The sequence below is a fragment of the Desulfovibrio aminophilus DSM 12254 genome (genome assembly GCF_000422565.1).
GTDB lineage: Bacteria > Desulfobacterota > Desulfovibrionia > Desulfovibrionales > Desulfovibrionaceae > Aminidesulfovibrio > Aminidesulfovibrio aminophilus.
On the sequence record NZ_AUMA01000008.1, the window covers coordinates 149,266 to 172,370 of the forward strand.

The 23,105-nt window shown below is 66.7% G+C and carries 23 protein-coding genes; 16 read left to right on the forward strand and 7 right to left on the reverse strand.

Annotated features, from left to right (window positions below; translation table 11 throughout):
* Positions 1-162: 162 nt before the first annotated feature.
* The 3 genes from cuyA to H587_RS0105880 all read left to right on the forward strand — a co-directional run bounded on the left by cuyA (position 163) and on the right by H587_RS0105880 (position 3,523).
* Positions 163-1,188 carry a D-cysteate sulfo-lyase gene (gene cuyA / locus H587_RS17480; RefSeq protein ID WP_051202481.1) on the forward strand — a complete coding sequence of 342 codons (1,026 nt, stop codon included), beginning with the start codon at positions 163-165 and terminating at the stop codon, positions 1,186-1,188.
* A 60-nt stretch (positions 1,189-1,248) separates the two neighbouring features.
* Positions 1,249-2,631 carry a Na+/H+ antiporter NhaC family protein gene (locus H587_RS0105875; RefSeq protein ID WP_051202500.1) on the forward strand — a complete coding sequence of 461 codons (1,383 nt, stop codon included), beginning with the start codon at positions 1,249-1,251 and terminating at the stop codon, positions 2,629-2,631.
* 232 nt (positions 2,632-2,863) lie between these two features.
* Positions 2,864-3,523, forward strand: coding sequence for a GntR family transcriptional regulator (locus H587_RS0105880; RefSeq protein WP_027175472.1), 660 nt, complete (start codon positions 2,864-2,866; stop codon positions 3,521-3,523).
* A gap of 134 nt (positions 3,524-3,657) precedes the next feature.
* Here the strand turns inward: H587_RS0105880 and H587_RS0105885 are convergent, their stop codons facing one another.
* Positions 3,658-4,446: a hypothetical protein gene (locus H587_RS0105885; protein ID WP_027175473.1), complete on the reverse strand. Its 789-nt coding sequence runs from the start codon at positions 4,444-4,446 to the stop codon at positions 3,658-3,660.
* Positions 4,447-4,637: 191 nt separating this feature from the next.
* Here H587_RS0105885 and H587_RS0105890 point away from each other — a divergent pair, with 191 nt between their 5' ends.
* The 3 genes from H587_RS0105890 to H587_RS17485 all read left to right on the forward strand — a co-directional run bounded on the left by H587_RS0105890 (position 4,638) and on the right by H587_RS17485 (position 7,257).
* Positions 4,638-5,360 carry an acyltransferase gene (locus H587_RS0105890; RefSeq protein WP_027175474.1) on the forward strand — a complete coding sequence of 241 codons (723 nt, stop codon included), beginning with the start codon at positions 4,638-4,640 and terminating at the stop codon, positions 5,358-5,360.
* A gap of 64 nt (positions 5,361-5,424) precedes the next feature.
* The gene (locus H587_RS0105895) at positions 5,425-6,264 is read left to right on the forward strand and encodes an AraC family transcriptional regulator (protein ID WP_034608635.1); all 840 of its coding nucleotides are present in this window, start codon (positions 5,425-5,427) and stop codon (positions 6,262-6,264) included.
* Between the two features lie 72 nt (positions 6,265-6,336).
* On the forward strand, positions 6,337-7,257 hold the full coding sequence (locus tag H587_RS17485; RefSeq protein ID WP_051202482.1) for a DMT family transporter: 921 nt from the start codon (positions 6,337-6,339) through the stop codon (positions 7,255-7,257).
* On the opposite strand, the gene H587_RS0105905 is transcribed toward H587_RS17485, so the two are convergent.
* A complete protein-coding gene (locus H587_RS0105905) occupies positions 7,225-8,142 on the reverse strand; it encodes a DMT family transporter (RefSeq protein ID WP_027175476.1) in 918 nt (305 codons plus the stop codon). The genes H587_RS17485 and H587_RS0105905 overlap by 33 nt on opposite strands.
* 41 nt (positions 8,143-8,183) lie before the next feature.
* The gene (locus H587_RS0105910; RefSeq protein WP_027175477.1) at positions 8,184-9,020 is read right to left on the reverse strand and encodes an AraC family transcriptional regulator; all 837 of its coding nucleotides are present in this window, start codon (positions 9,018-9,020) and stop codon (positions 8,184-8,186) included.
* A gap of 221 nt (positions 9,021-9,241) precedes the next feature.
* On the opposite strand from H587_RS0105910, the gene H587_RS0105915 reads away from it, so the two are divergent.
* Genes H587_RS0105915 through H587_RS0105925 form a run of 3 tightly spaced genes read left to right on the forward strand, consistent with a single transcriptional unit; the run spans position 9,242 to position 11,840 of the window.
* Positions 9,242-10,024: an amino acid ABC transporter substrate-binding protein gene (locus H587_RS0105915; RefSeq protein ID WP_027175478.1), complete on the forward strand. Its 783-nt coding sequence runs from the start codon at positions 9,242-9,244 to the stop codon at positions 10,022-10,024.
* Between the two features lie 16 nt (positions 10,025-10,040).
* Positions 10,041-11,075, forward strand: coding sequence for an amino acid ABC transporter permease (locus H587_RS19575; RefSeq protein WP_051202502.1), 1,035 nt, complete (start codon positions 10,041-10,043; stop codon positions 11,073-11,075).
* Positions 11,076-11,840: an amino acid ABC transporter ATP-binding protein gene (locus tag H587_RS0105925; RefSeq protein WP_034608636.1), complete on the forward strand. Its 765-nt coding sequence runs from the start codon at positions 11,076-11,078 to the stop codon at positions 11,838-11,840. It abuts the gene before it with no gap.
* Here H587_RS0105925 and H587_RS17495 read toward each other — a convergent pair.
* Both H587_RS17495 and H587_RS0105935 read right to left on the reverse strand, forming a co-directional pair.
* Complete coding sequence (locus H587_RS17495; RefSeq protein WP_169432750.1) at positions 11,837-13,375, reverse strand: methyl-accepting chemotaxis protein; 1,539 nt, start codon at positions 13,373-13,375, stop codon at positions 11,837-11,839. The genes H587_RS0105925 and H587_RS17495 overlap by 4 nt on opposite strands.
* A gap of 210 nt (positions 13,376-13,585) precedes the next feature.
* Entirely contained in the window at positions 13,586-14,956 is a 1,371-nt protein-coding gene (locus H587_RS0105935) for an SH3 domain-containing C40 family peptidase (protein WP_034608638.1), read from the reverse strand.
* A 112-nt stretch (positions 14,957-15,068) separates the two neighbouring features.
* Between H587_RS0105935 and H587_RS0105940 the strand changes: the two genes are divergently transcribed.
* A complete protein-coding gene (locus tag H587_RS0105940) occupies positions 15,069-15,659 on the forward strand; it encodes a peptidylprolyl isomerase (protein ID WP_156904468.1) in 591 nt (196 codons plus the stop codon).
* A 75-nt stretch (positions 15,660-15,734) separates the two neighbouring features.
* On the opposite strand, the gene H587_RS0105945 is transcribed toward H587_RS0105940, so the two are convergent.
* A complete protein-coding gene (locus H587_RS0105945) occupies positions 15,735-16,097 on the reverse strand; it encodes a response regulator (protein ID WP_027175483.1) in 363 nt (120 codons plus the stop codon).
* A gap of 170 nt (positions 16,098-16,267) precedes the next feature.
* Positions 16,268-16,507: a hypothetical protein gene (locus H587_RS0105950; RefSeq protein ID WP_027175484.1), complete on the reverse strand. Its 240-nt coding sequence runs from the start codon at positions 16,505-16,507 to the stop codon at positions 16,268-16,270.
* A 238-nt stretch (positions 16,508-16,745) separates the two neighbouring features.
* Between H587_RS0105950 and H587_RS0105955 the strand changes: the two genes are divergently transcribed.
* From H587_RS0105955 to dctP, 6 genes are all read left to right on the forward strand, one after another.
* Complete coding sequence (locus tag H587_RS0105955) at positions 16,746-18,341, forward strand: flagellar hook protein FlgE (protein ID WP_027175485.1); 1,596 nt, start codon at positions 16,746-16,748, stop codon at positions 18,339-18,341.
* 153 nt (positions 18,342-18,494) lie between these two features.
* On the forward strand, positions 18,495-19,025 hold the full coding sequence (gene pal, locus H587_RS0105960) for a peptidoglycan-associated lipoprotein Pal (protein WP_027175486.1): 531 nt from the start codon (positions 18,495-18,497) through the stop codon (positions 19,023-19,025).
* A gap of 132 nt (positions 19,026-19,157) precedes the next feature.
* Entirely contained in the window at positions 19,158-19,916 is a 759-nt protein-coding gene (locus tag H587_RS0105965) for a L,D-transpeptidase family protein (RefSeq protein ID WP_051202484.1), read from the forward strand.
* Between the two features lie 419 nt (positions 19,917-20,335).
* Positions 20,336-21,619 (forward strand): L-serine ammonia-lyase, iron-sulfur-dependent, subunit alpha, encoded by a 1,284-nt coding sequence (locus H587_RS0105970; RefSeq protein ID WP_027175488.1) that lies wholly within the window; start codon positions 20,336-20,338, stop codon positions 21,617-21,619.
* A complete protein-coding gene (locus H587_RS0105975; RefSeq protein WP_027175489.1) occupies positions 21,616-21,996 on the forward strand; it encodes a Rid family detoxifying hydrolase in 381 nt (126 codons plus the stop codon). Before H587_RS0105970 ends, H587_RS0105975 begins: the two co-directional genes overlap by 4 nt.
* A gap of 39 nt (positions 21,997-22,035) precedes the next feature.
* Positions 22,036-23,046, forward strand: coding sequence for a TRAP transporter substrate-binding protein DctP (dctP, locus tag H587_RS17500; protein WP_051202485.1), 1,011 nt, complete (start codon positions 22,036-22,038; stop codon positions 23,044-23,046).
* The last annotated feature ends 59 nt before the right edge of the window (positions 23,047-23,105 follow it).

Genomic DNA, 23,105 nt, shown 5'->3' on the forward strand with positions numbered 1-23,105 from the left:
TTGGCTGAGGGGTCTTTTTTATCGCGCAATCTCTTGACAGCCGGGTGAACGAAACGCTAACTGTCAATTGTCGACAATATACAAGATAAAGTCGACAATATGACGTTCAGCATCGGCCCGCGAGGCCCCGAACAGAAACCCGGAACAGAGAAGGAGAGCAGCATGAACTTGGCGAAGTTTCCTCGGCGCGGCTACGTGACCGCGCCCACGCCCATCGAACCTCTACCGCACCTGTCCAAGTCGCTGGGCGGCAAGGTGAATCTTTGGATGAAGCGTGATGACCTGCTTCCCGGCACGGCCGGAGGCAACAAGACCCGCAAGTTGGACTTCTGCATAGCCGACGCCCTGAAGCAGGGTGCGGACACGGTCATCACCTGCGGCGCCGTGCAGTCCAACCACTGCCGCCTGACGCTGGCCTGGGCCGTGAAGGAGGGCATGCCGTGCCACTTGGTGCTTGAGGAACGGGTCAAGGGCAGCTTCAAGCCCGAGGCGTCCGGCAACAACTTCCTCTTCGATCTGCTCGGTGTGGCGGGCATCACCGTGGTTCCCGGCGGCACGAACATGATGGAGGCCATGCAGGCCGTGGCCGAGCGTCTGCGGGCCTCCGGGCGCAAGCCGTACATCATCCCCGGCGGGGCCTCCAATCCCATCGGCGCGACGGGCTACGTGGCCTGCGCCCAGGAAACCCAGGAGCAGCTCTTCCACATGGGGCTGGCCATCGACTGCATGGTGGTGCCCAGCGGCAGCGCCGGAACCCACTCCGGCATCGTCGTGGGCATGCGCGGCTGCAACGCGAACATTCCGGTGGTGGGCATCAACGTGAGCCGCACCAAGGAGGCCCAGGAACAGCTTGTGCGCAAGCTTTCCGGTGAAACCGCCGAACGCGTCGGCGTGCGCGGCGGCATCCCGGACGACGACGTGACCTGCTTCGGGGATTACGTGGGCGCGGGCTATTCCCTGCCCACCGAAGGCATGGTCGAGGCGGTCCGTCTGCTGGCCTCCCTGGAGGCCGTGCTGCTGGACCCCGTCTATTCGGGCAAGGCCATGGCCGGATGCATCGACCTGGTGCGCAAGGGGTATTTTCCCGAGGGCTCCAACGTCCTCTTCCTGCACACCGGCGGTTCCCCGGCGCTCTACGCCTATCGCGACGTCCTCGCCTCCGGCTACGACGCGGAAAGGAACGGGTAGACAATTCGGCTCAAGATAGGTCAACCTTCTTCAGGAGGATTCTCCATGGATTCCCCCGTGATGGAAAAGCGTCTTGAGATGCACGGCGGCCTGCTCGGCGGTTTGGTGCCGTTGCTGGTCCTGATCTCCGGCCTTGTCTGGCTTTCCGTGGCCGAACGCGGCGGCACCAAGCCCTTCTGGGCCTGCGCCTGGATCGCCATCGTGGCCGGACTCTTCTTCGCTAAAAACAAAAGTGAGTATTGCAAGGCCGCCATGCGCGGCATCGGCGATTCCACGGGCATCGTGATCGTCACGGCCTGGCTCTTCGCCGGGGTCTTCGGCAGCCTCATGGCCGCCGGTGGTCTGGTCAAGGGACTGCTCTGGCTGGGCATGACCACCGGGGCCCAGGGCGCGGTGTTCACTCTGCTGGTCTTCGTGGCGGCCATGCTCTTCTCGCTGGGCACGGGCACCAGCACGGGCACCTGCCTGGCCTTGACTCCCGTGCTGTATCCGGCGGGCTGCTTCCTCGGAGCCGACCCGGCCATGCTGGCCCTGGCGATCCTCTCCGGCGCGGCCTTCGGCGACAACTTGGCGCCCATCTCCGACACCACCATCGTCTCGGCCTTCACCCAGGGGGCCACCATGCGCGACGTGGTGCGCAGCCGAGCGCCACTGGCGCTGGTCGCCGCGGCCATCGCGTCGACGGCCTTCGCCGTGTTCGGCGGAGGAGGGGTCGCCCGACCCCTGCCCGAGATCCAGGCCCAGATGGACCCGAGCGGAGCGTTCATGCTCGTCGCCCTGATCGTGGTTGTGATCGCCGCCCTGGCCGGGCGGCACATCATCGAGTCGCTCATCTACGGCAACGTGGCGGCTGCGGTGATCGGCATGCTCACCGGCAACATCACCCCGGCGGCCATCTTCTCCATTCCGGCCAAGCGCGGCGACTCCACCGGCATCATCCAGAACGGGATCAACGGCGTGGTCGGGGCGATCATCTTCGCCATCCTGATCCTGGCCGTGACCCAGATTCTGGTGGAAAGCGGCATCATGCGCCGCATTCTGGATCTGGCCGAACGCTTCATGGCGCGCACCGTGCGCCAAGCCGAGCTGTTCATCATCGGCATCACGGTGCTGGCCTCCATTCCCATCTCGGCCAACGCCCCGGCGGAACTCCTGGTGGGGCCGAGCCTGGTGCGGCCCCTGGGCGAGAAGTTCAACCTGGCTCCGGCGCGGCGCGCCAACCTCATGGACTGCGCCGTGTGCACCGTCTTCTTCACCCTGCCGTGGCACATCGTGGTCGCGGCCTGGTACGGGGCGGTGGTCTCCTCCTCCGCTACGTACGGGCTGGAAGCCCCCTCGGTGGGCATCGCGCTTTACAATCCCTACTCCTGGGCCCTTCTGGCGGTCATCGTCTTCTCGGCGATCACCGGTTGGAACCGGCGCTACGCCGCCGGGCAGGTCTGAACCCGATCCGCATCCCGCGCATTATGGGAGGGCTCCGGCCCTCCCTTTTCCTGTCCGACGGAGTTTCCGGCGTGATCGCCGGGGCCTGTTGCGTCCCCCTGCCGGTGCTGCTAAAAAGGCGCAGTTCGCCGACGGGGAATGGAGCGTGTTTCCCTCCCACCGGGGCCCTTTGGCTCCATCGCGGCGGTTATTCCCCTCGACCGGCCCGTTCCGACGCGGGCACGTGGACCCTATGCCGATCAGCAAACAGACCTACGGCGAACAGGTCGTTCAATACATCAAGCACGCCATCCGCGCGGGTACGCTCCGTCCGGGCGACCGGATCAGCGAGGAGCAACTGGCCAAGGAGCTGTCCGTCAGCCGAGCTCCCATCCGCGAGGCCATGCAGATGCTGGCCAACGAGGGCGTGCTGGTCTCCGCGCCGCACAAGGGCAAGCGCATCACCGAGATGTCGCCGCAGGAAATCCGCGACAGCTATTTCATCGGCGGAGCCCTGGAGGGCGCGCTCGCGGCTTCCTCGCTGTCGGCCTACACGGAAGACGATTTCCGCCGGATGGGGGATATCCTGGAGCGCATGCGCACCTCCCAGCAGGATCCCGTCAATGTGGAGATGCTGGAGGAACTGGACAACGAGTTCCACGGCATCATCTTTTCCCGGACCTCCAGCCGCATGATCGTGGACATCATCCGCCGGTCCTGCCAGGGCGTGTCCAAGCTGCTCTATTATCCCCGCTGGAAGCGGCTCTTCTCGCGCAGCGAGGTCTACGAGCGGCATCAGAAGATCATCGACGCCCTGCGGTCGGGCGATGTCGCGCGCATCGAAACCACCTTCCGGGACCACTACAACGAGATCGGCGAACGCATGTCCCGCAGCGGCCGCGAGCCGGGGTGAATCGTCGGCCTCTGTTTTTGATCCTTCCTCAATCCTGTTTCGACAGACTGGTGTTTTTGAGCGGGCATGGGCCCGGGGCGGACACTCGTTCCGTGGAGTTCCGCGCGCATCCTGGAGTACCGGCCCGATGGCGATCAGGAATAGAGCGACCGGATGCGGCGGAAGAGGGGGGGCTTGCGGTCGTATTGATGGACCAGGGCGGCCGGGAGTCCGGCGTCGTTGAGCACCTCGCCCGCCTCGGACAGTTCCGGTTCCCCGGGTTTGGAGCCCAGGGTCAGGATCGGCCCGTCGTTGCCCTGGAAGCAGAGGCCCGGCGGCGGGTCGCGGCGCAGGAGGTGGTTGTGCAGCCCCTGGTCGTATCCGGCCATGCGCGGGCCCGGCGTGAAGGGCAGCAGCCGCGCGGTCATGCGCTCCAGGTAGTCGAGCACCGCGCCGGGATCGCCCACGCTGGTGCCGGAGCAGGACAGGGGCTCGGCCGCCACCTCCGCGAGCGCGGCGTCGCCCAGATGGCCGCGCAGCCAGTGCGAGGTGTGCGGGCAGGAGCCCACGCTGGCCGAGGGGTCTTCCAGGGCGGCGCAGAATGCGCCGGGCCAGTCCACGGACGCCGGGTCGCGCTGGAAGACCACGTCCCGGGTGTCGGTGAGCAGCACCCGGCCGAACTCCCGTCCATGCTCCCGCAACCAGTCCCGGTAGAGGAAATAGCGCCAGGCGTTGTAGGGAACGTGCTCCATCTCCGCCGGGCGTTTGAAGAGCAGCGTTTCCACGCCGTGGGGCTCCAGGCGCTCCGCCTCCCTGGTGGTGGGCGAGACGAAGAGCAGGCAGCGGCCTCGGAAGCCGGAGCGCTCCAGGGAAGCGGCGAAGGGCTTCATGTCGCCGTAGTGATATCCGGCGGCCAGACCGAGGACGAGAAAGGCGTCGGACACGGAACCTCCTGACGACCGCCGAGGCTAGCCCAGGGGCGGGGGCGGGTCAATTCCATCGGGAACGGCGGCCCCGTTTCGCGCTTGCCTTTCGCCGTCGTGGAAAGCAGGCTATGATTCCGCGCATCCGAGTCCCAAGACGAGAAACCGTCTCCAACCCGCCGTAAGCCCGGCGGTTCATGAGGTCGGCCAGGATGTCCACCTACTATGACTCGTTGTTGGAACGCCTCCGGGCCCTCATCGACGCGGGGTTGGATGCGCGGAGCACTGGCCGGGCTCTGGAACTCTTGGGCGGTGTCGCTCCGGCCGAGGAGGCATTGGAGCAACTGCGGCTCTATAACGAGACCTTGCCCAAGGCCGAGGAGTTCCCGTTCACTCGGCAAACCCGGTTCCTGCACTTCCTTTGGGATGCATTCGACAAGCTGCCCCGCTGTCTGTCCGTGAATTTCTCCATTCCCTTCCGCAGGCTTCTGGCTGAGCGGCTTTTCGCCCGGTGCGGCCCGGGGTTCATCTGCGAGGAGAACATGCGTTTCAACTTCGCGGCCCTGCTGCGCGTGGGCGAGGGCGTGTTCATCAACCGGAATGTGTTTCTGGACACCAAGGGCGGAGTGGAGATCGGCGACTTCGCGGCCCTGGCCGAGGACGTGCGCGTCTTCTCCCACGGCCACTCCGAGTCCTCGCATCTGGAGCGGAGCTACGCTCCGGTGCGCATCGGCGCCTACGCCAAGGTCTACTCCGGGGCCGTGATCCTGCCCGGGGTCACGGTGGGCGACGAGTCCATCGTGGCCTCCCATGCCCTGGTCAACCGTGACGTGCCTCCGGGCATGGTGGTGGCCGGGATGCCCGCCAAAATCATTCGCGAACGCCGTTCCGATGGCCGCCACGGCGTGGACCTGGAGCATATCTGGCTCTATTGATTCGGCGTGGGGCGGGTCAATTTTTTCCAAGACGAGCCCGCCCTCGGGTGGTAGAGAAGGACGCATGGCGCATCACGAGGGTATTCCGGGCCTGGAGGAGGTCCGTTTCGCCCGCGACGGGGATCTGGGCGGTCTGGAGGTGCGCCTGGCGCGCTACAAGGACTTCGCCTTCGCCAACCACTGGCACGACTGCTATTCCATCGGCGCGGCCCTGAGCGGCGGCAGTCTCTGCATCCGCAACCGCGAGAACAGCGTCATCCAGACCGGCCAGCTCTGCCTGCTCAATCCGGGTCAGGTGCATTCCGGCATACCCGCGCGCGACGTGGGCATCACCTACCTCATGTTCTACGTGGACCCCGAGGAGATGCGCCGGGTGGTCACGCGGGTCACGGGCCGGGACGAGGGCTACCCCGAGTTCCGCAACGTCATTTCCGCCGACCCCGCCTTGTTTCAGGCCATGATGCGCCTTGATCGGGCCGTGTTCGGCAAGGGCGGGCTGCTGACCCGCGAGAGCCTTTCCTTGGCGGCCCTGGCCGGGTTGCTCGTACGCGCCGGCCATCTGCGCCCGGCGTCGCGATGCGACGATGGCGAACCCGGGGCGGTGGCCCGAGCCCGGGAATATTTGGCCGCCAATCTGGCCGGGCCGGTGCGTCTGGACGACCTGGCCCGGGCCGCCGGGCTCTCGGCCTACCACCTGCTGCGGGTTTTCAAGAAGGCCGTGGGCGTCACGCCGCACGCCTGGCTGACCCAGTTGCGCGTGGAGCGGGCCAGGCATCTCCTGCTCCGGGGCGTGTCCCCGGCCGAGGCGGCCCTGGCCACGGGCTTTTACGACCAGAGCCATTTCACGAACACCTTCCGCCGCTTCATGGGTGTCACGCCCCGCCGCTATCGTCTTCTCCGCTAGCAATTCCTTCCAAGAAATCCCGGCGCGGACACGCTAGGACAGGGGCCGACGCCGAGGCGTCAGGAGGCTTTCATGCGTGACCGTGCCCTGCTTCCCGTGCTGGCCCTGCTGACCACCGTGGTCCTCTGGGGCCTGTCCTACCCGGCCATGAAGACCGTGGTCACGGTCCTGGACCCCCAGGCCGTGATGTGGGCGCGCATGGCCGTGGCCCTGCTCACCCTCCTGCCGGTACTCACCCGCGTCTGGCCCCGCATGCGCCGGGCCGATCTCCCGGCCCTGGCGGCCATGTGCCTGCTCATGCCCTGCGCCTACTTCTTCTTCGAGTCCAACGCCCTGCGCTACACCACCTCGATGCAGGCCGGGATCATCTCCTCCACCGTGCCCCTGCTGGTGGCGGTGGGAGCCTGGCTTTTCCTCAAGGAGCCTTTGTCCCTGCGCGCCTTGGCCGGTCTGCTGCTGGCCCTGGCCGGGGTCAGCCTCATGAGCCTCCAGGGCCGGGCCACGGAGGCCGCCTCGGACCCGCTCCTGGGCAACGTCCTGGAGGTCTGCGCCATGATCTGCGCCGCCGGGTCCATGCTCGTGCTCAAGCGCCTCTCCGCGCGCTACGGCTCCTGGTCGCTGACCATGCTCCAGACCGTGGCCGGGATGCTCTTCTTTCTCCCCGGCGCGCCGATCCTCTTCGACCGTTGGGATGCACTGCTCCACGGGGGGCAGCTCTGGATTCTCCTCTTCCTCGGCGCGGGCGCGAGCCTGGGAGCCTTCGGCCTGTACAACTGGGGCATGAGCCGCATGGAGGCGGGCCGGGCCTCGGCCTACATCAACCTCGTGCCGGTGATGGCCGTGGTCTTCGGTTGGTTGTTTCTGGGCGAGAGCTTGACTCTGGGGCAGATTTGGGCCGCGCTGCTCGTGCTGGCCGGGGTGGGCCTGAGCCAGATGCGCTCACGGCCGCGCCGGGGGCGGTCAGCACTCGGCACGGAGGCCGCCGGTCGCTGATCGTCGCCGCGCCGGGGCCGAGAGCAGGGCGATGCCGCCGAGCACGCAGATGCAGCCCAGCACATGGCCCCACCCCAGGGGCTCGTCCAGGAAGGCCCAGGAGAAGAACAGGGCGCTCACCGGCATGAGCCCGCTGTAGACTCCGGCCGTGGCGGCCGGAACCCGCGCCACGCCGTAAAACCAGAGCACGTAGGCCAGCACGCTCACGGCTCCGCCGTAGTAGAGGAGCAGGAGCCACTGCCCAAGTCCCAGGGTGGCGAAGTCGAAGCTTGCCGCCTGCCAGGCCGCCGGGCCCAGGAACTGCGCCAGGCCGATGCAGCTCACGGCCGTGGACGCGGTCAGGGCCGAAAGCGAAGCGGGCAGGGCCTTGCGCAGGAGCAGGAAGACCGCCTCTCCGATCACCGCCCCGAGCACGAACAGGTCGCCCGTGAGGGACGACTCCCCGCCGTTTCCGGCGTTCAGAGCGGCGATGCTCATGGTCCCGGCCAGGGCCAGGAGGATGCCCAGCGTGCCCCTTTTCCCCGGGCGCTCCTTGAGGAAGATCAGGGCCAGGAACGCGATCCAGGCCGGAGTGGTGCCCGTGAGCACCCCGGCCGAGGCCGCGTCCGTGCGCAGCAATCCGAGCAGGAGCAGGACGTTGAAGAGGAAAACCCCGCAGAAGGTCTGGAGGAAGAGCAGGCCCCAGTGCCGGAGGCGCAGCTGGGGCAGACCGCCCTCCAGCAGCCGCAGCAGGGGCAGGGCCAGGGCGCAGGCCACGAGAAAGCGCAGGCCCAGCGCCAGGTGGATGGGCATGGACAGGGCCACGGACTTGCCGACGGCCACGGAACTTCCGACGATGCACATGGCCCCGGCCAGACAGGCCCGGGCGGCGAATGGCGACGACATGGGAGCCTCCTTGCGATGGCCCCAACATGCCGACTCCCGGCTCAGCGGTCTTGAAGGGAATTGCGGTAGGCCGCCGGGGTGACGCCGGTGAGCCGCTTGAACTGGCGGGTGAGATGGCTCTGGTCCGCGAAGCCGGTCTCGGCGGCCACTCGGGCCGGGTCCAGGCCCCGGCGCAACAGCCCCTGGGCGCGGCGCACCCGGCACTGGACCAGGAAGGCGTGCGGGGTCAGACCCGTGGTCCGGCGGAACACGCGCAGGAAGTGGAAGGGCGAGAGTCCGGCCACGCGGGCGGTTTCGGCCAGGTCCGGGTCTTCGGCGCAGCGCGCGGCCAGGAATTCCCGGGCCAGGGCCACTGCCCGGGGTTCGCGACCGGCCCGGGGCGGTGTTCCGCCGTCGTCGGCGTGGCGGGTGATCCAGGCGGCCAGCAGGGAGAGCAGGCCGGACTGGGCGGCCAGACGGTCCATGCCGGATTCCAGCCGGTGGTGCAGGGCGAGGAGGTCGCGGGCCAGGGCCGGGTCGCGCAGCACGCCCGCGCGGAAATGCGGCAGTCCAGCACGGCCCAGTTCCCCGGCCACGGCGCGCGGCAGGTCGGCCTCCAGGTAGAACATGCGGTAGGCCCACCCCTGATCCGAGGCGGCGTGGCCGTCGTGGGCCAGCCCCGGCACCACGAGGTTGACCTCGCCCGGCGCGGCCACCAGGTCCGCGCCCTGGTAGCGGAAGGCCAGGGCCCCGGATTCGATGACGCCCAGGGCGTAGCCATCGTGGAAGTGGCGCGGGAAGGTCTGGGTGCGGAACGAGGCGCGCAGGAGCTCCAGCCCGTCCAGGCCGGAAATCCTCCAGGCCATGCTCTGTTCCGTCGTGTGTCCGCTTGCGGCCATTTCCGCTCCCGCCTTGAAGATGCGACAGCGATCCTACATGGTCAAGACCTCGGGGGCTTGAAGAAAATTGCTCCGGGGACCGCTCCCGAGGTGGACGGCGGGCCGCTCGCCGGGTATAGGAAAACGTGCCGCGCCCATGGGCCGTCGGCCTTGCAGCTCGGCTCCCGTTGCGTTACCAACGGGCCTTCCCGGCGAACAAACCCTGAAGGAGGGGAGAGGTTATGAAACGGATTTTCCTGCTTCTCGCGCTCGTGCTGTTTTCCGTGTCCGCGGCCTACGCCGCCGACGGCTCCTGGGACGCCGTGAAAGCCAAGGGCGAGCTGGCCATCGGCCTGGATGACGCCTTCCCGCCCATGGGCTTCCGCAAGGACGACAACAAGCTTTACGGCTTCGACATCGACGCCGCCGAGGAAGTCGGCAAGCGCCTGGGCATCAAGATCGTCTGGCAGCCCACCGCCTGGGACGGCGTGATCCACTCCCTGGACGCCAAGAAGTTCGACTGCATCTGGAACGGCATGACGATCACCGAGGAGCGCGCCCAGAAGGTGCTCTTCAGCAAGCCCTACATCATGGACGGCCAGATCGTGGTCGTGGCCCTGAACAGCAAGGCCGCCAAGTTCGAGGATCTGGGCGGAAAGCCCGTGGGTTGCCAGAAGGGCTCCTCGGCCGTGGAGGCCGTGAAGGCCCTGCCCAAGGCTCCCTCCGAAGTCCGTGAGTATGACGCCAACCCCAAGGCCTTCCTGGATCTTGAAGCCGGCCGCATCGTCGCCGTGGTCATCGACAACGTCTCGGGCCGCTACTTCATCTCCACTGCCCCCGGCAAGTTCAAGGTTCTGCCCGGCTTCATCACCAAGGAGCCTTTCGGCATCGCCTTCCGCAAGGGCGATGTGGCCCTCAAGGACATGGTCCAGAAGACCATCGACGCCATGGTCGCCGACGGCACCATGGGCAAGATCTCCCGCAAGTGGTTCGGCGAGGACATCACCAATCCCAAGAAGTGGTAGACGGGTGACCGATTCCATGACTTCGATCAGGAGCGGGGCGCGCCGCGTCCCGCTCTTCTTGCTTCTCCTGGGGTTGTTCGCCGGAACGCTCTTCGCGTCCCTGCCGGCCCGGGCCGGAACGCCGGACGATTATCTGCGCCAGGCCCGCGAGGCTCAGTCCACGGGCGACCTCCAGGCCGCCGAGCGCTTCTACCTCATGGTCCCGCCGCCCGGCCCCCTGGGCGATGACGGCCAGTTCGTGGAAAGCCGCATGCAGGTGGCCCGCCAGCGTTTCGCCCTCAAGGATCCGGACGGCGCCGAGGCCGCCGCGCGCGAGGTCTTGGCCGTGTACCCGGACAACGCCGAGGCCGTGAACCTCGTCGAGTCGGTGGCCCGCGAACGCCTGCCCAAGTGGCGGCGCTACCTGGACGACACCCTGCGCTTCCTGCCCACGCTCCTGCACGGCAGCCTGATGACCCTGGCCCTGGTGCTCTTCACCATGGCGGTTTCGCCCTTCGGCGGTCTGCTCATCGCCTTGGGCCGGATCAGCCCGGTGAAGCTGCTCTCCGGAGCCTGTTGGTTCGTGATCTGGTTCTTCCGGGGCACGCCGCTTCTGCTGCAGCTCTTCTTCATCTACTACGGCCTGCCCGCCCTGGGCGTGACGCTCAAACCCATGAGCGCGGCCTTCCTGGGCCTGGGTCTGAATTACTCGGCCTACCTTGCCGAGATCATCCGGGGAGCGATCCAGAGCATCGACCACGGCCAGACCGAGGCGGCCAAGGCCCTGGGCATGACCCCCTGGCAGACCATGCGCCGGGTCATCATCCCCCAGACCTACAAGCGCCTCGTGCCGCCGGTGGGCAACGAGTTCATCGCCCTGATCAAGGATACGGCGCTGGTTTCGACCATCGCCATGGTCGAGCTGATGCGTTCGGCGGACCAGATCTTCAACGCCTATTTCAACGTCACGGTGCTGGTTCTGGCGGCGGCCATCTACCTCTGTTTCACCTCGGTCTTCACCTTCGTCTTCGAGCGCGTGGAACACCGCCTCGGGGTCTACGAGAGGCGGTAGATGGACTACATTCTGGAGCTCAAGGACATCGTCAAGCAGTTCGGCGGGCATACGGCCGTGGACCGCGTGAACCTGTCCATCCGCCGGGGCGAGAAGGTGGTCATCGTGGGGCCCAGCGGCTCGGGCAAGTCCACGCTCCTGCGGACCATGAACTTCCTGGAGACGGCGGATTCCGGCGAGATGCTCTTCGAGGGCCGTCCCTGCGGCTCGACGGTCTGGGGACTGCGCCGCACCCGGGAACGCCAGCGCATGGTCTGCGGCCTGCGCTCCGAGATCGGCATGGTCTTCCAGCAGTTCAATCTCTTCCCGCACATGACCGTGCTCGGCAATGTCATGGAGGGACCGGTGACCGTGCTCCGCAAGAGCCGGGGCGAGGCCCGCGAGACGGCCCTGTCCATGCTCCGGCGCGTGGGCATGGAGCGCTGGGCCGAGGCCTACCCCGTGACCCTCTCCGGCGGCCAGAAGCAGCGCGTGGCCATCGCCCGGGCCCTGGCCATGAATCCCAAGATCATGCTCTTCGACGAACCCACCAGCGCCTTGGACCCCGAACTGGTGGGCGAGGTCTTCGACACCATCCGCCAGCTGGCCCTGGACGGCATGACCATGGTCATCGTGACCCACAACATGGGCTTCGCCCGTGAGGTCGCGGACACGGTGATCTTCATGGAGAACGGCCGGTTCCTGGCCCAGGGCTCGCCCCAGGAGTTCTTCGCCTCCGGGGTCGAACTGCCGCGCATCAAGTCCTTCCTGGAAAAGATGCTCTAGCCCTCCACCCGCACGTCGGCGGCGATGACGCCGAGAATCCGGCCCGAGGCGTCCTGGAAGGGACTGGACACGGTGATGCAGGCCGCGCCCGAGGCCTGGGACACGTATACGTCCGAAACCTGCATGGTCTGTTTGCTCATGGCCTCCGCGAACCAGGGTCGGCTGGACCAGTCCTTGCCCAGGGCCGCGCGGTCGTCGGCTGACTCGTTTCCGGGCTGGGGGATGTTCTCCACCAACTGGCGGCCGGCGGCGTCCGTGACGTAGAGCAGTTCCAGGAAGGGCTTGCGTTTGATCTGGGAGCGCAGGGAGCGCTCCATGCGGCCCCGGTCCAGGGAGAGGATGTCCGCGTCGGCCGAGAGTTCGGTCACGACCTCCTTGAGCGCGCCGCCGCCCACCAGTTCGAAGACCCGGGTCATGGTCGCCAGAGAGGCGATGCTCCTGGTCAGGCCGCGCACGGCCGTGTCCGCCGTGCCCATGGCTTCGCCGGTCTCGGCCGAAATGGCGTTGACCTCCATGACCGTCCTGTTGAGATCCTCGCTGGCCTGGGACTGCTGTCCGGCGGCCACGGCGATGGCCTGGACCCGTTCCGTGGTGCCGCCCACGAGGCGCACGATCTCGTCCAGGGCCGCGCCGGACTCCTGGGCCACGCGCACGGTCTCCCCGACCATCTCCCCGGCCTCCTCCACGCCCCGGCGGGTCGTGCCGACCTTGTCCCGGATGGCCTCGATCTCCCGGCGCACGTCCAGGGTGGCGGCCTGGGTCTTCTCGGCCAGCTTGCGGACCTCGTCGGCCACCACGGCGAAGCCGCGTCCGGCCTCTCCGGCCCGGGCCGCCTCGATGGCCGCGTTCAGCGCCAGAAGGTTGGTCTGGTCCGCGATGTCGCTGATCACGCCCATGATCCGGCCGATGGCCTCGGCCTGGCCGCCGAGCACGACAACGGCCTCGCCCAGTTCGGCGGACTTGGCCGCCACGGCCTCGATGGAGCGCACGGTGCGCACCACGGTGTCCGCGCCCGCCCGGGCCCGCTCCACGGCGGCGGACGCCTCGCGGGACGCCGCTTCGGCACCCGTGGCCGCCTCGGAGATGGAGGCGGTCATTTCCTCCATGGCCGAGGCCGCCCCGGCCATGAGTTCCTGCTGCTTGCGCGCGCCCTCGCCCGCTCGGGCCGAGGCCTTTTCCAGATCGCCGGAGGCCCGCTCGATGCCGTCGACGGCCTGTTTCAATGTCTTGGCCGCCGAGTGCAGGGCCTGGAAACGGGCGTTTTCGGACTGCTCCTTGGACAGCTCGGCCTCCTCAAGGCAGACGGCGAGGTCGCGGCGTTGCGCCGCCAGTTCGGAACGCGTCGAGGCCAGGGTCGATTCCAGCCCTGCGGCGCGTTCATCCCCTTTCCTGACCAACTGACGCAAGATTGCAAAATTGTCAGGCCCCTGTCCCGCAGCGCGCGGCTCGCCGGCCAGGGACCACAGCCTGGACGACAGTTCCGCCGCCGCCGCGCTGGCCCTCGCCGCCAGGAACAGGCCGCTCCCGAGGCTCATGAGGGCGACAATTCCGGCCATCATCGCCGTCGCATTGGACAAAAACGGCAAGTCGGAAGTCAGGCAGGACGTCAAGGTCACTAGACAGAAAAGGATGGAATTTCCGATTGATAAGGATAAAATTGTAGTGCGCATGCAATGGCTCCCGCTTCCATGTGGAATGTTTCCAGGGGGGCACTGCAAGGGCGGGGCCAAGACGGCTTACGGAAATCAGGGATTCTTCGATCCCAGCAGGACCATGCCGCGGATGGTGTGCAGGAGCAGCCCCTCGGGTTTCTCCAGCTCGGGCAGTTCCTCGCCCGGGGTCAGGGTCGTCACGGCCACCCGGCCGATGATGTGCCGTCCCTCGCGGCCCCGCTCCTCGGTGCGCAGGCCCCAGACGTCGTGCAGGATCATGGCCCGGCCGCCCAATTCGCCCACGTAGAGCATGATGTGCCCGGGCTTCCAGAGCAGGGTGGCGAAGGGCACGCCCCGGGCCAGGATGGCGGTTTCCTTGTCCTGGTCCGAAAGGCCCTCCAGGGAGATGTATTCCCCGGCCTTGCCTTGCTGTCTGGAATTGCGCGGCAGGCCCAGGCCGAAGGGCGTGTAGAGGTCCATGAGCAGGGCCGAGCAGTCGCGGTGGCCGTACATCCCGCCCCATCCGTAAGGTTCGCCGAGCATGGAGCCGCCCACGCGGGCCAGGTTGGCGGCTGTGGCGGGCAGGGGCAGGGGCGCGGCGGCGGAGGGAGGCAGCAGGCCGCGCACCGTGACGGCCTCGCCGCGGGCGTCGCGGACCGGGAGGAGCACCTCGTAGCCTCGGGCGGTGGCCCGGGCCAGGGGCAGGAGCATGCCCACGCGGGCCTCGAAGCGGAACAGGCCGTGTTCGTCGGCCAGGGGCACCCGGTCGCGGGTCACGGTCACCAGGGGGGCGGACTGGAACTTCTTGCGGAACTCGGACCCGGCGAAGGCCACATCGGCCAGGGGCACCCAGCCCGAGGCGTAGCGGCAGTGGGCCAGGGCGAAGGCCCCGTCGGCCGAGAGGTGCGAGAGGTAGAGCGGGGTTCCGGCCCAGATCGCCGTGTTTTGCAGATAGTCGAAGGGGAAGCCTTCACCCGGCAGGTGGCGGTTGAGGAAGGCCGGTTCCAGGGTGGGCAGCACCCGCAGGGAGGTATGCACAACGGCCACGGCCGGGCGGCCGAAGTTGGGGAAGTCCTCGGGCCGCGAAAGACGGCGCATCTCGGCCATCCAGGCCGGGCTCCGGCGCAGGAGATTCTCCCCGTAGACCTTCTTGGCCGCGAAGTGGTTCAGCCCCCAGAAGGCGTCCCCGGGATCTTTGGGCGGGGAGGTGCGTTCCCAGGGCGCGAAGTGGCCGGTCAGAAAGCCGCGCAGCATCCCGGCCTGGACGTCCGGCGTGAACACGGAACGGCCGCCGTCCGGGCCGAGATAGGCGAAGAGATCCTGGGGCAGGTCGGTCACGTCCCGCACTTCCGGCGGGTCTGGCGGAACCAGGGGGCCCTTGGCCGCGCAGGCGGAGAGGAGCAGGGACAGGCAGAACGCCAGGATCGCGGCCCGGGAACGGGAACTGACTGGGATGGAGCGCATGGAGGCCAATCCTAGCAGATTCACCCTGGCGGCGAAAGTCCCGCCTTTTTCGTTGAGCGCGACGGCGCTTGGGGATAGGATGCCGCAATTCATTCGCCGAGGAGGAAAACGCATGCGTCTCATCCGATTGCTGGCCCTCTTGCTTTGTCTCGCCGCCCCGGCGGCCGCCCTGGCCGCCGACGGCCCCGCCCCGGTGGTGGTCTTCGAGACGAGCAAGGGCATGATCTTCATCCAGCTCGACAATCAGAAGGCCCCCGTGACCACGGCCAACTTCCTGAAGTACGTGAACTCTGGATTCTACGACGGAACCATCTTCCACCGCGTGGTCAACAACAAGGGCATGGGCATCGTCCAGGGCGGCGGCTACGACGCCGCCTTCCGCCAGAAGCCGACCATGCCGGCCATCGCCTGCGAGTCCCGCAACGGGCTGGAGAACAAGGCCGGAAGCATCGCCATGGCCCGCACCGCCGACCCGGACAGCGCCACCTCGCAGTTCTTCGTCAACGTTCGGGACAACGACTTCCTGAACTTCCGTTCGGCCACTCCCGAAGGCATGGGGTACGCCGTGTTCGGCCGGATCATCCGGGGCATGAACGTGATCCAGGACATCGCCAATCTGCGCACCACGCCCCGGGGCATGATGGACGACGTGCCCGTGGAGCAGGTGGTCGTGCGCAAGGCCTACCTCTACAAGGAACCCTGAGCCCCTTTTCCCGCATGAAGCGAAAAGGCCGGGCCCGCGAGGGTCCGGCCTTTTTGGGTTTCGCCCGGCCCGGCGTCAGCCCAGGGCGCGGCGGACATATTCACGCAGGTCTCCGGCGACCAGGGGCTTGGCCAGGAAGAAGGTGGCCCCGACCTTGAGCAGCCCGGCGATTTCCTTCACCCCGACCACGGCGGACATGATGATCACCGGCATGTCGCGCAGCGCGGCGTCCTCCCGCAGGGCCAGGATGAGCTGGCGGCCGTCCATTTCCGGCATCATGATGTCCGTGAGCAGGAGTTGGAAGTCGTTGACCCGGATGGCGTCGTAGGCGTGTCGCCCGTTGGGGCTGACGAAGGCCGAGTGGCCCATGTCCTCCACCAGCCGGGCGGCCAATTTCTGGGAGATGCGGTCGTCTTCCGCGATGAGGATCTTGGCCATGCTGCGTTCCCGTGCCCGTCCGTGTTTTCGGCTTCGGCGCTCGGAGCGGGTGTTCTCTGTCCTTTTTGGCAGAGATGGACGGAAGTGACAAGCGGGACGCCCGGGGAGGCGGGCGAAAAAAAGCCCGTCCCGGGGGCGGGACGGGCGGGACGCCTTCGGCGTCGTGACGTTTAGATCTTCTCGACGAGCATGGTGTCGTCAAAATCGGGCACCAACCGGTATCTGGCGCCGCCGGCCTCGAATTCGTGCTCCATGCCCGGAAACAGTTGCAGGCTGGCGTTGAATTCGTCTCCGAAGAAGATGTCCTTGGCTTCGCCGTTGCTGTCGAAACGGACGGACTTGCCTCCAGCCAGGGTGACGATCTCGCCATGATGAATGCGAACGGGAAGATCCGCCTCGGTGTAATCCATGACTCTCCCTCCCTTTTTGAGTGCTTTGGTTTGTTTATATCCCTCCTCGCACGGCATGTCCACTTCTTCACAAGAGAAAAACGGTTCCGTTCGCGATTCGGAGGGGAGTTCCGGGGGGATGTTCCATCTTGGCACGGACCTTGCCTTTGTCGGGGTGGAGGAATTTTTTGCCGGACGTCCGGGCCGATGGCCCGACCTCCGCAAGTCCCGGTGGGGTCGCCGGGAAAGGAGCGCCTTCATGGGTTTCAGCGCGATGTACGTGGGCGCCACGGGAGTCACCTCCCTGAGCCAGAAGATGTCGGTCATCGGCAATGACCTGTCCAATGTGGACACCATTGCCTACCGGGGCAGCGACGTCCTTTTTCAGGATCTCATGAGCCGGTACGGGACCGTGGGGCAGGTGCTCTCCAACGACACGGGCGCGGCCTTCCAGATGGGCATGGGCGTGGGCGTGGCCGACGTGCGCATCGATCTCAATCAGGGATCGTTCAAGGACGGCAGCGCGAACACGGACATGGCCATCGACGGCAAGGGCATGTTCCGCGTGGTCAGCCAGGACGCCGGCACGTCCTATTACACCCGGGCAGGAAACTACCGTTTCGACAACGCGGGCTATCTGGTCGATCCCCATGGGAACGTGCTCCAGGGGCGGGCCATCGACCGGACCACCGGCGAGGTCTCCGGCGGCGTCACGGACATCGTGCTGCCGTGGGAGGATGCGACCATCGACGGCGTACCCACCCGGGTCGTCAGCTCCCCGCCGAGCCCCACCACCCGCCTGAATCTCCAGTTCTCCCTGGACAAGAGCGAGACCGACCACAGCACGAGCGCCACCGATCCCTTCTTCGCCCTGGCCGGGCTCTGGGATGGCGCCGCCGACCCGCCGCTGGCCGGAAGCAGCTACGCCTACTCCAGCTCGATCAACATCTACGACGCGCAGGGCAACGCCCAGCCGATGACGCTTTATTTCGACAAGGTGGACGTCACCCCGAGCGACGGCAACACCTATTGGGAATTCATCGCCACCGTGGACCCGGCCGCCGACGGCCGCGCCGGGATGACCGGAACCTCCGGGGCCGGCCTGCTCATGATGGGCACGCTGACCTTCAACAGCTTCGGCCAGTTCGTGGGGCAGACCTCCTACACCTATGAGGGAGCCGGTGACTCGTCGCTTCTGAGCAACTGGTCGCCCGCGGCCTTTTCCGCCGACGGCTTCCCGACCATGACCGCGACCTTTCTGGGCCTGGCCAGCGGGGCCGGAGCCGGAACGACGGGACAGACCATCGCCCTGAACCTGGGCCTGGGCAGCGCGACGGGCGGTTGGACTGGGCTGGCCTCCAACGCCTCGGCCGCCTCCGTGGGGACCAGTGTGGCGAATCTGCCAAATCTGGCCTCCATCGCCGAGCAGCCCAACGCCACCACCGGCTACGGCGACTCCCTGGCCACCCTGAGCGCCAGTCAGGATGGCCACGCCACCGGCTATCTCCTGGACGTTTCCGTGACCAGCGAGGGCTACGTGCGGGCGATCTACTCCAACGGCGAGGAGGAAAACCTCTACCAGATCCCGCTGTACACCTTCACCAACGAGTACGGCCTGCGGCGCGAGGGGTCGAACCTGTTCACCCAGACCGTGGAGTCCGGCTCGGTGGTCGAAGGCACGGCCGGGACCGGCCCGCGCGGCAATATCCAGGGCAAGAGCCTGGAACAGTCCAACGTGGACATGACTGAGGAGTTCGTGGACATGATCGTCACCCAGCGCGGGCTGCAAGCAAATACCAAGGTGGTCAGCGCCGCGGACGCCATGTTGAACACGGCCATCAGCATGAAGCGCTGAGAACGGAAAAAATGACGCCGGGCCCATTCCGGAAAGGGGTGGGCCTCTTTTCTTTTTTTTCATCCAGGGTTAGAAAGGCAGTTGACTTCGTGCCTGGATGGAATACGAATTAAAGTGATGCAAATGGTCATCAGCGAGAAAGGAGTTGCCCATATGAAGTCCAAGTTTGCCGTCCTGTTGGTGTTCCTGGCCATGGCGCTGCTGCTTGCCGCGGGCTGCGCCAAGAAGAAGACCGCCGCTCAGCCCCAGGCCGTGGTCATCGAGGATACCACTCCCCCGGCCGCGCCCGAGCCCTACACGCCTCCGGCGGTGGACGAGGATGCGCTCAAGGCCGAGCAGGCCATGCAGGAACTGGCCACCCCCATCCATTTCGACTTCGACAAGTCCGCCATCCGCGCGGGTGATGACCGAGACCGGCTTCAGAACAAGGCCGTGATCATGCAGCGCTACCCCGTGGTTTCCGTGACCATCGAGGGGCATTGCGACGAGCGGGGCACCAACGAGTACAACATGGCTCTGGGTTCGCGCCGCGCGGATTCGGCCAAGGAGTATCTGAAGGTGCTGGGCGTCGATCCCTCCCGCGTCGACACCGTGAGCTACGGCGAGGAGCGCCCCGTGGACCCGGGCCACAACGAGGCCGCCTGGTCCAAGAACCGTCGCGACGAGTTCGTGGTTCGCCGCTAGTCGGCGACGTGTTCCGCTTTCAACACGAAAGGCCGACGGTTCGCCGTCGGCCTTTTTTTGTCCGCGAGGCGCGACCGGGCTTTTCAGCGATCCGGTCCCAGGCTAATGTTCAGCCCAAGCGGGAGGATGGGAATGGACAACGCGCGCCGGGCGTTCTGCATCGTGGTTTTGGCCCTGTTTTGTTGTTCCTGTGGTGGGCGTTCCCCGGGCGGCGGAAAGGCCGTCACGCCCGTGGCCTCCTCGGACCAGTGTCTGCTGGTGCTGGCGGAGGATTGGGATTCCACCCAAGGGACGCTGTCGCTCTTCGAGCGTTCCTGGACCGGGAGCTGGAAAGCCGTCGGTCCGGGGGTTCCTGTGTTCCTGGGGCGCAAGGGGCTGGGGTGGGGCCGGGGCCTGCACCCGGAACAGACCGAGGGGCCGCGCAAGGCCGAGGGGGACGGCCGGGCCCCGGCGGGCATCTTCACTTTGGACTCGGCCTTCGGCCGGGCTCCGCTCGCGCCGCAGCTCAAGACCTTTCCCTTCCTCGTGGTGAACGGGCAGACGATCTGCGTGGACGACGGCGTGTCCTCCCGCTACAACACGGTATTCCAGGCCGATCAGGTCCCGGTGAGGAACTGGGACAGCTGCGAAAACATGCTGCGTTCCGACGCCCGCTACGACCTGGGTTTGCTGGTGGGCCACAATCCACCCCCGGTCGTGCCCGGGGGCGGCTCGTGTATCTTCATGCACCTGTTTTCGGAGCCTCCGCTGCCCACCTCCGGCTGCACGTCCATGGCGCGGCCCGACATGGAACGCCTGCTGCGCCGCCTCGACACGGTCAAGCGGCCGGTCTTGGTGCAACTGCCCCGGGCCGAGTACGGCCGGCTCAAGACGGTCTGGGGACTGCCCTAGCCGAGCCCGCGCTGCGGCTCGGACGTCTTCCTCTTCCCCTTGGGGCATACGCGGGGCGGCGCATGTCCGCTCGCCTGACCCGCCGATCCGGCGAGGTTGTTTGCCGGCTCCTGCTTGAGGCGCGAACGGCATCGCTTTGTTCGATGATGCATTTCGCAAACATGGACCCGCGCCCCAGCCGGGTCGGGATGTTTCGCGCGCCAAACCCCATCCAAGATATATTCATTCAATAAAACAGGACTCCTGGATGAGATGCTCCAACGCGGAGCGCGATCCCTGTTGACATGAATACTGTTTTGGTTCATTTTGAATTCAAGTTGAATCAAAATTGAATTCCGATCAACTCGCTCGGCGCGAGATGAGCCTGGAAAACTACGGACACCATGTCGCCCGGGCCGATTCCGAGAGGGGGAGAGAGCGTGGATTCCGAGAAATTGTTGCGCATCATTCGGGGTGAACTGGTCGAGACCACCGGATGCACCGATCCCGGGGCCATTGTCCTGGCGGTGGCCGTGGCCGCCCAGGCCTTGGGGCGGACCCCGGGCGATGTCGAGGTCGTGCTCAGTCCCGAAGTCTACAAGAACGCGGTGAGCGTCGGCATCCCCGGCACGGGCCGTCGCGGAGCCGAACAGGCCGCGGCCTTGGGCGTCGAGATGGCCGAGTACGCCGACGATGGGCTGGCCATTATGAACCGCGTGACTCCGGAAAAAGTGGCCGCTTCCCTGACGCACCTGGAACAGGGAGGTGTGCGCGTGGGCTACGCGGGAGACTGCCCGGACAAACTCTACATTCAGGCCCGTGTGCGCGCCGGGGCGGAGGAGGCCCTGGCCGTGATTCAGGGCGACTACGACGCCGTGTCGCGGTTGGAAAGAAATGGCCGGGAATTGCCCCTGACGAGGGTTGTTTCGGCGGCGCCTGAAACGCTTGCCGAGACCTTCGACATCGAGGAGGCGTTGGACGCCCTTGAATGCATCCCGTTGGACGAACTGGAGTTTCTGCTGCGCGCCGCGGAGATGAACAAGGCCGCCGCCTCCGATCTGAAAGATTTGCGTTTCGGCGGGGCCCTGGCGAGGATGACCGAGGGACTCGCGGGACGCCACGCCTGCGCGGCGCTCGGCAAGCTGTACACCGGGGCCGCCGTGGAGGCCCGCATGTGTGGGCTGGTGCGTCCCATCACGGCCATCGCCGGCAGCGGCAACATCGGCATCATCGCCCTGTTGGGGGTGTTGGGCGCGGGCGAGGGCCTGGAGGCCTCCCGCGAGGAACTGATCCGGGCGCTGGCCGTGAGCACCGTGGTGACCATCACGGTGAAACGCATCCTGACCCGTATGACCAATGTCTGCGGCTGCACCGTGGCCGGAGCCTCGGGCGTGGCGGCCGGCACGGTCTCCCTGCTGGGAGGAAGCCGGGTGAGGATGGACGAGGCCATCCAGGCCGTGCTCGGGGCCTTCAGCGGCGTGGTCTGCGACGGGGCCAAGGAATCCTGCGCCTACAAGGCCTCGGCCACGGCGGGCAGCGCCATTGAGTATGCCTTTTTCGCCGTGGGCGACGGAGTGGCCATCCCCCAGGGCATGGGCGTGGTGGGCTCGACCCTGGCCCAGACCTTGGCCAACCTCGGCAAACTCAACGAGCAGGGTATGCGCGAGGTGGGCTCGTGCATCCTGGAGATCATCAGGACGAATCAGAAGGAGAGAAGGCCATGAGGAGAATCATCTTCACGGACAAGGCCCCCGGCCCCGTGGGGCCGTATTCCCAGGCCGTGCGCCATGGCGGGCTGGTGTTCGCCTCGGGGCAGGTGGCCATCGACCCGGTGAACGGCGAGGTCGTCTACGGCGGGGTGGCGGAGCAGACCGAACTGGCCCTGGAGAATCTGCGCGCGGTGCTGGAAGCGGCGGGCAGCGGCCTGGACCGAATTCTCAAGTGCAACGTCTACCTGGCCGACATCGGGGATTTCGAGGCCATGAACGAGGTCTACAAACGATATTTCACCAAGGACTATCCTGCCCGGCTTACCGTGGCCGTGGGCAGCATGTTCGGTGGGCTCGCGGTGGAGATGGACGCCATAGCGGCGGTGGAATAGGTGTCGACAGCAACCGGTCATCAGAAGAGGGAGGAAACGATGCGCGCGAAATTGATTCTGCTGGGTGTCACGGCCCTGATGCTGGCCTTCCTGGCCGGCACGCCCCGCGGCTTTGCCGCGGAACAGAAGTACGATCTCAAGCTGGCGCAGCTCTTCGCCACGGACAGCGACCTGGGCAAGTCCGCACGCCAGTTCGCCGCCCTGGTCAAGGAGAAGTCCGGCGGGCGGATCTCGGTCAGCGTGTTCGACGGGGGGCAGTTGGGCGGCCAGAAGGAAGTTTACGACGCCCTGCTGCGCGGGGTCGTGGACTTCAACATGGACTGGCCCATGACCTCTTACAACCAGAAGCTGGCGGTGGTCTTCGCCCCTTACATGTTCACCTCCTGGGAGCAGGCCAAGGCGGCCTACGCCGTGCCCGACGGCTGGCTGACCAAGATCGTGGGCAAGGTCTTCGAGGAATCCAAGATCAAGTACCTCGGGCCCTACCCCTATGAGTTCAGCGGCGTGACCCTGAACGCGGCTCCGGCCACCAACGCCGACATGGCCAAGGGCATCAAGGTCCGCGTGCCTCCCATCGAGCCCTTCATGTCCGTGTGGGAGGCCCTGGGCTTCATTCCCACGCCCATCGACTACGCCGAGACGCCCACGGCCATTCAGACCGGTGTGGTGGACGGCCAGGTGGGCGGCGGCCCCGAACAGGCCTGGAGCGACTTCCGCGACGTGTCCAAGTACTACATCCATTACAAGGATTACTTCTCCTGCGCCCAGTTCATGATGAACCAGGACCTCTGGAACCGCATGTCTCCCTCCGACCGGGAGATCATCGTCCAGGCCGCCGCCAAGGTCATCGCCGATCGTTTCGTGCAGGCCGAGGCTTCGGAGCGCCGCTACATCGAGGAGTTGGGCAAGGCCAAGGTCCAGGTGATCCAGCTCTCCCCCGAGGACGCGGCCCGGGCCAAGAAGCTCGTGCGCGAGAAGGTCTGGCCCAAGCTGGCCAAGCTGGTGGGCGAGGACATCATCACGGAGATCAAGGCCAACGCCGAGAAGTAGACCACGAACGGCCGACGTTTACGGCCCGGCGCGTCGGCGCGTCGGGCCGCTCCGGCCCT